We start from the raw sequence: 8,087 nt of genomic DNA, 5'->3' as shown, positions 1-8,087 counted from the left end.
TCGAGTCGTTCGGCATCACTCCGCCCGACCGCTTCGTCGCCATCATAGACCAGCTCCGCTGCGGTACCTTCAATATACGAGAGTCGAATTAAAAGCAATTCTGGAGAATTGCTCGATAAATCTACTCTGACCCTCATGTTGGGTGGGGTGGCGCGTGCACGGGTGAAGATTTCGCTTGCGTGGCGTGGTGGGTGAGATAGAATAATGAATGAGAATCATTATCATCTGATGCCACTACCTTGCGTCGAGAGGAACGATATGTGCGACAAACACGCTGCGAACGTACCCTGCACTGCAGACGGACTGCAGGGATCGCGCCGGCGGCGCGTGTGGGAGCTGTCCCATGCCTGCCATTGCCCGCTGGTCGGAGTCGGGTTGCCGCTCGGCGGCTTGCGCAAGCTGGTGGAGAAGGTGACGGGTGGGAAGGTGCTGCATGACGACTACGATATCCATGTCGGCACCGTCAGCGAGTGCGCGCTGCGCACGCCGGTCGCCGATGCGGTGCAGAAGGAACTCGAGCGGCGCTATGCGCAGCATGTGCAGCGCTTCCGCGCTGCCAAGACTACCGAGCAGGTCGAGGCCATGTGGGATGCGGCGGTGGCCGCTGGCGACGTCGCCGGGGCGTTCTGGGCGGGGCTGTCGCATCCGCGCTGCACCACCGCGCTCGAAGAAAAGATGTGCCGCGATATCCATATGGTGCAGCACCAGGCCGGGGCCTGCGCGCGCGCCGATATCAACAAGTTCAATGCGGTCGTCGCCGACAACGCGCGCCTCGAACGCGAAGTGGCGCGGCTGCAGGAGCGCTGCAATGCGCTGGGGCTGGAAAAGGCGCAAGAGAGCGAACGCCTCGAGAACCAGCTGCGGGCGGCGCGGGCGGCGACCATCGCGCGCGATGGCGACGTCCAGGCCTTGCGCGCAGAACTGGCGCGGCTGCAGGCCAGCGTTCCCGACCTCGAGTCGCGCGAGCGCCTGGCAGAGCGGGTGGCGCAGATGGAAGCGCGTGAACAGGCGCTGCGTGTGCAGCTGGCCGAGCTGAAGGCGGTGCGTACGCCCGCGCCGGCGCCGGAAGCCGACGTGGCGGCGCCCGCGCCGATCCAGGTGGCGCCGGTCGCGACGCCGGTGCGCCTGGAGAATCGCAGCGTGCTGTGCGTCGGAGGCCGCAGCAGCAGCGTGCCGATCTACCGCAATATGATCGAGCGCGTCGGCGCCCAGTTCGCCCACCACGACGGCGGCCTCGAAGACAGCAGCAGCCAGCTCGACGCCAGCCTGGCCGCGGCCGACCTCGTGATCTGCCAGACCGGCTGCATCAGCCACAGCGCCTACTGGCGCGTGAAAGACCACTGCAAGCGCCACGGCAAGCGCTGCGTCTTTGTCGACAACCCGAGCGTCTCGAGCCTGGTGCGCGGCCTGCAGGAAGCCTCTACCGAGGACCAACCCGGCTAAGCAGCCAGTGCGCGGATCGCCGCCACCAGGCGGTCCAGCTGCGCCGTGGTCGTGAAGTACGAAGGCGTGACGCGGATGCAGCTGCCGCCGACCGGGCCTTCGCGCGCCACCGTGAAGATGCCATGACGCTCGGCCAGCGTGCGCGCCAGCGCCACGTTGTCCTCGAACGACGTTTTTCCCTTCAGGCGGAACGACGTCACCGCGCCCGTCATCCCCGCATCGTCGGGCGTGAGCACCTGCACGTTCGGCAGCCCGCGCACCCGTATCACCCAGTAGTCGCGCAGCGCGCGCAGGTGCGCCGCGCGCGCCGCCAGCGGGATGCGCGCATGGAAGGCCAGCGCGCTTGGAATCGTCATCACCGCCGCCACGTTCAGGGTGCCGGCGTTCACACGCGCGCGGATGTCGGTCGGCGGATGCTCGGTATTGCCGCAATCGATGTCGATGTCCTGCAGCCGTCCCTCGCGCACGTAGAGGAAGCCCAGCCCTAGCGGCGCCCCGATCCACTTGTGCAGGTTGGCGCCCACGAAGTCCGCCCCCAGGTCGGGGATGCGGAAATCGAGCTGGCCGAACGATTGCGCGATGTCCACCACCACGTCGACGCCGCGTTCACGTGCGATGCGCGCGATCTCGGCCACCGGCAGCACCAGGCCGGTGCGATGGTTGATGTGGGTGAGCAGCAGCAGCCGCGTGCGCGGATGGCGCCGCAGCGCCTCGGCATAGGCGTCGATGACGTTCTGGCGCGTGGCCGGCTCGGGGATCGTCACCGTGACCAGCCCGGCGCCACGGCGTTTGGCCAGCTCGCGCATCGCGTCCATCACCGTGCCGTAGTCCAGGTTGCAGATCATGACCGCTTCGCCCTCCTTCAGTAGCCGGTAGTTCAGGATCAGGTTCTGCAGCGACTCCACCGCGCTGCGCGTGATCGCGATCTCGCCGGGCGCAACGCCGGCATACGCCGCCAGCTGCGCGCGGATCGCCGTCATGTCCGCGCGGTCGAAGCGCGTGCGCAGGTAGTGCGTGTTGTGGCGGTTCAGGTAGTCGAGATTGCGCTTGTAGTCTTCCAGCACCGGGCGCGCCATGATGCCGTAATAGGCGTTTTCCAGATTGACGATATCGCCGGCCACGTCGTAGCTGGTCCCCAGGCCGGCGTCGTCGGCCGAGGCGGCGGCCGCCGGCCAGGGCAGCGCCGCACTCCCGAGGCTCAAGCCTGCGGCGGTGCGCAGCAGCTTGCGGCGGCGATAGGCGATTGGATTCATGGAGGCTCCCCCGAAAATGGATGTGCAGGAAAGTATAGGCAGGCCAGCGCGATGCGCTTGCCTGGCGAATGATCAACCCATAAGCGCCATTGATACCCCCGCTCGACACGGACGCCGCCGGGTTAGAATCGGGACCACCTTCACCACCGGACAATCGTCATGCTCAGCCGCGACATCGAGATCTTCCGCACCGTGATGACCTCGGGCTCCGCCACCCGCGCCGCGAAGGTGCTGGGGTTGTCGCAGCCGGCCGTCAGCATGGCGCTGCGCCGGCTGGAAGAACGCGCCGGCCTGGAACTGTTCCAGCGTCCCGGCGGCAAGCTGCAGCCCACCCAGCAGGCACAGGCCCTGCTGGCCGAGGTCCAGCGCCACTTCGTCGGCATGGACGTGATCGAGCAGCGCATCCGCAGCCTGAAGCAGTTCGGCGCCGGCCGCGTGCGCATCGCCGCCTTTCCCGGCTTGGGCACCGGTTTCGTGCCGCGCGTGCTGGCCGACCTGGCAGCCGCCGGCACGCGCAGCATGGTGTCGCTGCAGGTGATGGGGTCGCAGGACGTACGCAGCCAGGTGCTGCGCGACGAGGTGGAGCTGGGCATCGCGGCCCAGGACATCTCCACCGCCGGCGTCGAACACGCGCTGTTCGCGCACTATTTCGGCGTGGTCGCCCTGCCCGCCGGGCACGCGCTGGCGCGCAGCAGCGTGATCACGCCGAAGCAGCTGGCGCGCCATCCCTTCGTGGCGCTGCAGCCGGACGACGCCGTGAGCCTGCGCCTGGACGCGATCTGCCGCAGCCACGGCGTGCAGCTGCAGACGGCGGTCGAAACCTCGTACACCTTCAGCCTGTGCGAACTGGTGCGCAACCGCATCGGGGTCGCCCTGGTCAATCCGGTCACGGCGGTCGACTACCTCGATGCGGGCCTGGTGTTCCGTCCGTTCTCGGAGCGGCTCGAGTTCACGGCGCTGACGATGTGGCCCGCCGGCCGCCCGCTGTCGCCCTTCGTGCGCCAGATGCTGGCCGCGATGCGCGCACGACTGCAGGCCGACATGGACCGCCTGCGCGCGACCATGCCGCCGGGCGCAGGAAAGGTGGCGCTGCACCAGTTCCAGCCGCTGGCGGCGCCCCCGGCCTGAGACGACGGCTTCAGAGCAGGTCGATCGAGGTGCTCATCACGCCGACCAGTGCGGCCATCTCGGCCGAATTGGCGATGCCGAGCAGGACGTCGCCGCGATTGAGCGTGCCGTCGTCGATCAAGGTGGCCCAGCCCGCGACCTCGGCCTGGCTGGCCGTGCGCTCCAGGCCCGCCTGGTACAGGTGGGCGACATACTGCGCATTGCTCAAGCCGCCGAACTGGCCTTCCGCCGCGTTGACGAAAGTGTCGGCAATGGCCGCCATCCTGATGCCGTTCTCGCTGGCCGCGATCCAGTAATTCAGGCCACCCTGGTCCGGCGCGCGGTCGAACAAGGTGTCATACATGCGCACCAGCATGCCGACATCGGTGTCCGCGATCCAGGCGCTGGACCCGTACCAGTCCATATACTGCAGCATGGCGAAGTGGTCGGCGAACTCCAGCAGGACGTCGGCCCGCGTGCGCGCACCCGCGTCCAGCCCGACCAGCCAGCCGTACAACTCCCTCAGGTTGCCGCCGCGCTCCATGCCGTTCTCGTACAGCGACATGACGAAATCGTCGTCGCTCATGGCGTCGTCGGCGCCGCTCGCCGCGAGCAGGCTGGCCGCGATCTCGAGCAGCGACATCCCGGCGCCATGCTGCGCTTCCCAGGCATCGAGTTCGACGCGGGTCGCCACGCGGTCTTCGAGCGACTCGATCATGCGCGTGACGGTGCCGCGTACCGAGCGCTCGGCGCCGTCGCCGCCGAAGTTCAGGATCTCGACGTTCGCGAGCGAGTCGCTGCCTTCGACACCGTCGCGGGCCGTGACCACCACATGCCCCTGTTCGACCCGGATCGTGTAGTCGGCCCGGCTCCCCGCCAGGCGCACGGTGTCGGTGCCCGCGCCGCCGTCGATCCAGTCGTCGCCCGCGCCGCCGGTGATGTAGTCATCGCCGTTTTCGCCATGCAGGCGGTCGTCGCCAGCCCCGCCGTCGATGATGTCGTCGCCGCCGCCGGCATAGACCACGTCGTCGCCCTCGCCCAGGTTGAGGGTCTGGGCGTCGGCGTCCGCCACTACGTACTGGTCGCCGGCGCCGCCCCTGATCGTGACTTCGCCGGCCAGCGCGGCGAAGCCGATATGGTCCAGGGTGACGTTACTGTTCCACAGGCCGCGCGTATCGATGACCACGGCGACCAGCGGATTGCCGGCGCCGGCCTCGACGCCGACCAGTGCCAAGGGACTGTATGGTTGCGGCGCCGTCCCGAAAGCGGCCGTCGGCGCGATCGTCTGCAGCAGCAGCGGCGTGTTCGCCGCCTCGGCGATGAAGCGGGTGGCGCCGGCGACCAGGCTGGCCTGCGAGGCGGAGCCGGCCTCGCTGTGCTGGCGCACCTCGCGCAGCAGGTCGGCCAGCGCGGCGCCGGCCGGCTCGGGCGCGACGCTGCCGCTCGCGGTCATGCCCATGTCCAGCCACACATCAGCGCGCAGCAGCACCCGGCCGCTGGCGTCGACGGCGATCGGCACCGCGCTCGTGAGTCCGTCGCCATTGGTGTCCGGGCCGGCCGCGCGGGTGGTGCCGGCCGTCAGCACCTGGCGCTGGGTGCCGTCGGTCTCGGTGACCGTGTGCACCCGCACCTCGCGGTTATCGATCACGCTGACCTGCGGCGCCGTGCCGGGACGCTCGTCGACGTCGGTAACCCAGATCGTCAACAGCTGCGCGGCTGTGCCGGCGCCATCGGTGCGCGTGACCTCGACCTGGTAGGTATTGTTGCCCGCCCCGGCGCCGCGGTCGCGCGGCGCCTCGTAGTCGGGCGCCGCGATGAAGCGCAGCAGGCCGGTAGCCTGGTCGACCGTGAACAGCGCGGCATCGGCGCCGCCGGTGATCACGTAGTCGTTGTAGATCGGGCCGGACGGGCCCTGATAGATGGTGTCGACGGTGACGTCTCGGGTATTTTCGGCCACCTGCACCACGTCCCCGTTGGGATAGGAAAAGCGCGGCTCGATCGGCCAGGTGGATTCGGCTGCGCTGGCCTGGGAAGTGAATGCGGTTGCCATGATCGTTCCTCGGTATCGGATACCGGAAGTATAGCCACCCCAGGCGGCGCACGATTCGAAACCCGTCGGCATGGCGCGATTCCATGCCGGCCGCATTGCACGGGCTTTTCCGCATCCGGAAAACAAAAAAGGTTACCTGCTTGCGCATGTAACCTTTTGGACCTACCGAATTTTGGTGCCGCTGACCAACATCGAACCAGCGTTCCAACCCCTGTACGAGTGGGACTAAGTGTATTGCAAACCCCAATCATATCAAGGACTTACTGTCGAGTACAAGTGGTATTGAGGATGCACCGAGATGCTCTGTGTTACTCCATGTGATCCAAATGTGATACCTGGAGGCATCAGACGAGGGTCATTCGTGTACAGAAAAACACCCCCGCTCGTAAAAAGCCCAACAACAACGCCATAGGAATTGGGCTTTACCTCTTTTTTGAATTCGTTCCAAACGTCGAAGGGGGGGGGGGTACTTTCGCATCCTACGTGGATTCCTTCCCGCTCTTTGCTGCAAAGCCCTAGGTGTTACTAAAGGGTCTACACTAGAGCACATTTCCTAGAACTGTACAATTCGTAGTCTTGTTCATCTTGCAAGCAAAGACAGAGACATATGCCAAGTTTTGTATGGAGTCGAAACCCTCAAGAAGCCCGTGACAACCCGTACGAATACGAGGCACAGGATCAGTTCATAAGGGAGGCAACAGCGGTACTCAGTGGCCTAACCGTTAGCCTTGACCAGTTCACCATGAAGTTCCACCGAGATGACACAGGGTTAGCGAAAGCCACTTGGATGCTTTCCTTAGACTTGGTTGACTCACTCAAGGAATGTACCGAACTGTTTGTCGAGAAACGGCATCGTGTCGCCTTTCGTCTGTTCAGGGATGCCGTCGAAACGATTGACCTTATAAGCGTGCTGCATGCAAGTAACAGCCTAGCGGATCGCACCCTACGGGAATGGTATAAGAACGATACGATTTCTCATGGGGCAATGCGTAAGTACATGGAATCAGCGCATGGTAAAGACACGGCAGAGTCCAGACAGAAGTTTTACCAACAACTGTCGAAGTTCACTCACCGAACTTACCGTGCCTTGACCATGAGTTTTTCGCTAGGCCATGGAGATATGCTCGTGCCAGATACGCATTCGACTCCAATGCTCATCTTGCCCCACACCATTGCAGAGGGTCTAGCGGTACTATCCAGCCTGATTCTTGAAACCATTGAATGCCTGATACGTTACGGCCCCCTGAGTAATGATGAGGTCAGTTCCATATTCCTGGGTGCCCTAGAAGCCGAGAGCGTTCCTAGGCGATTCTCTATGAGGTCTGTAAGGACAACTTGATCCCAATCACTAGACCCTGCCCTAGTGAGAGTGTGATTCTGTATCAATATTTCCTACCAATAGGATTGCCATCAGAATTTTGATAGGGTATTATCACTATATCTAAGGATCATTTGATAGGTAACAATGATGTTGATCGGATACGCTAGGACTTCCACTGTGGAACAGGTAGCAGGGTTTGATGCTCAAGTGTCGGCGCTGATGGCTGAGGGATGCGAACGGGTCTTCCAGGAACAGGTGTCCTCAGTAGCCGAGCGGGTGCAGCTTGAGGAAGCTATCAGTTTTGCTAGGTCAGGCGATGTGTTCACGGTAACGAAGCTCGATAGGCTGGCAAGGAACACGCAACACTTGCTTGAGATTGCGGAGCGGCTGGAAGCCAAAGGCGTATCGCTTAAGGTGTTGAACTTTGGTCTGGATACTTCCACGCCTACCGGGAAACTGATGCTTACCATGCTTGGTGCTGTAGGCCAGTTTGAGCGGGAAATCATGCTTGAGCGTCAGAAGGAAGGCGTAGCCAAGGCAAAGGCTGAGGGCAAGTATAAGGGCAGGAAACCTACCGCACTGGCTAAGAAAGCCGATGTGCTGGCTTTGTTGGCCTCAGGGGCAACCAAGGAAGCTGTAGCAAAGCAGCTTGGTATCGGTGTTGCGAGTATCTACAGGATGCTTAAGGCGTGAAAGGACGGCGTAACGATCCTTGCCTCCCCTTGTAAATACATCGTGTATATAGGGTGGTCAGGAATGGTCTGTTTTGAAGCGATACCGACCTTAGGTCTCATAGGGGAAAGCTAAAATCCACACCTATAGAGATGAATCGCCCCGGCTTTCGTGGAGGCCGGTTAGTGTGAGTCAGGCCGGGATGGCTTGACCGCTCAGTTGCTTGTAATAGTTTGCCTCA

General features: G+C 63.6%; 5 protein-coding genes. 3 read left to right on the top strand and 2 right to left on the bottom strand.

Going from position 1 to position 8,087, the window contains the following annotated elements; all coding sequences use genetic code 11:
• The first annotated feature begins 327 nt into the window (after positions 1–327).
• Positions 328–1,443 (top strand): DUF2325 domain-containing protein, encoded by a 1,116-nt coding sequence (locus tag FVD38_RS26115; protein WP_370660658.1) that lies wholly within the window; start codon positions 328–330, stop codon positions 1,441–1,443.
• On the opposite strand, the gene FVD38_RS26110 is transcribed toward FVD38_RS26115, so the two are convergent.
• The gene (locus FVD38_RS26110; RefSeq protein ID WP_147937463.1) at positions 1,440–2,696 is read right to left on the bottom strand and encodes an aminotransferase class V-fold PLP-dependent enzyme; all 1,257 of its coding nucleotides are present in this window, start codon (positions 2,694–2,696) and stop codon (positions 1,440–1,442) included. The two genes, FVD38_RS26115 and FVD38_RS26110, sit on opposite strands and share 4 nt — an antisense overlap.
• A 159-nt stretch (positions 2,697–2,855) precedes the next feature.
• On the opposite strand from FVD38_RS26110, the gene FVD38_RS26105 reads away from it, so the two are divergent.
• Positions 2,856–3,824 carry a LysR substrate-binding domain-containing protein gene (locus tag FVD38_RS26105; RefSeq protein ID WP_147937462.1) on the top strand — a complete coding sequence of 323 codons (969 nt, stop codon included), beginning with the start codon at positions 2,856–2,858 and terminating at the stop codon, positions 3,822–3,824.
• Positions 3,825–3,834: 10 nt separating this feature from the next.
• On the opposite strand, the gene FVD38_RS26100 is transcribed toward FVD38_RS26105, so the two are convergent.
• The gene (locus tag FVD38_RS26100; RefSeq protein WP_147937461.1) at positions 3,835–5,853 is read right to left on the bottom strand and encodes a DUF4214 domain-containing protein; all 2,019 of its coding nucleotides are present in this window, start codon (positions 5,851–5,853) and stop codon (positions 3,835–3,837) included.
• Positions 5,854–7,318: 1,465 nt separating this feature from the next.
• On the opposite strand from FVD38_RS26100, the gene FVD38_RS26095 reads away from it, so the two are divergent.
• Positions 7,319–7,867: a recombinase family protein gene (locus FVD38_RS26095; protein WP_308617244.1), complete on the top strand. Its 549-nt coding sequence runs from the start codon at positions 7,319–7,321 to the stop codon at positions 7,865–7,867.
• Positions 7,868–8,087: the final 220 nt, after the last annotated feature.

The sequence above is a fragment of the Massilia arenae genome (assembly GCF_008014745.1).
Taxonomy (GTDB): Bacteria; Pseudomonadota; Gammaproteobacteria; order Burkholderiales; family Burkholderiaceae_D; genus Telluria; species Telluria arenae.
This window is presented reverse-complemented; position numbering and strand designations above follow the sequence as displayed.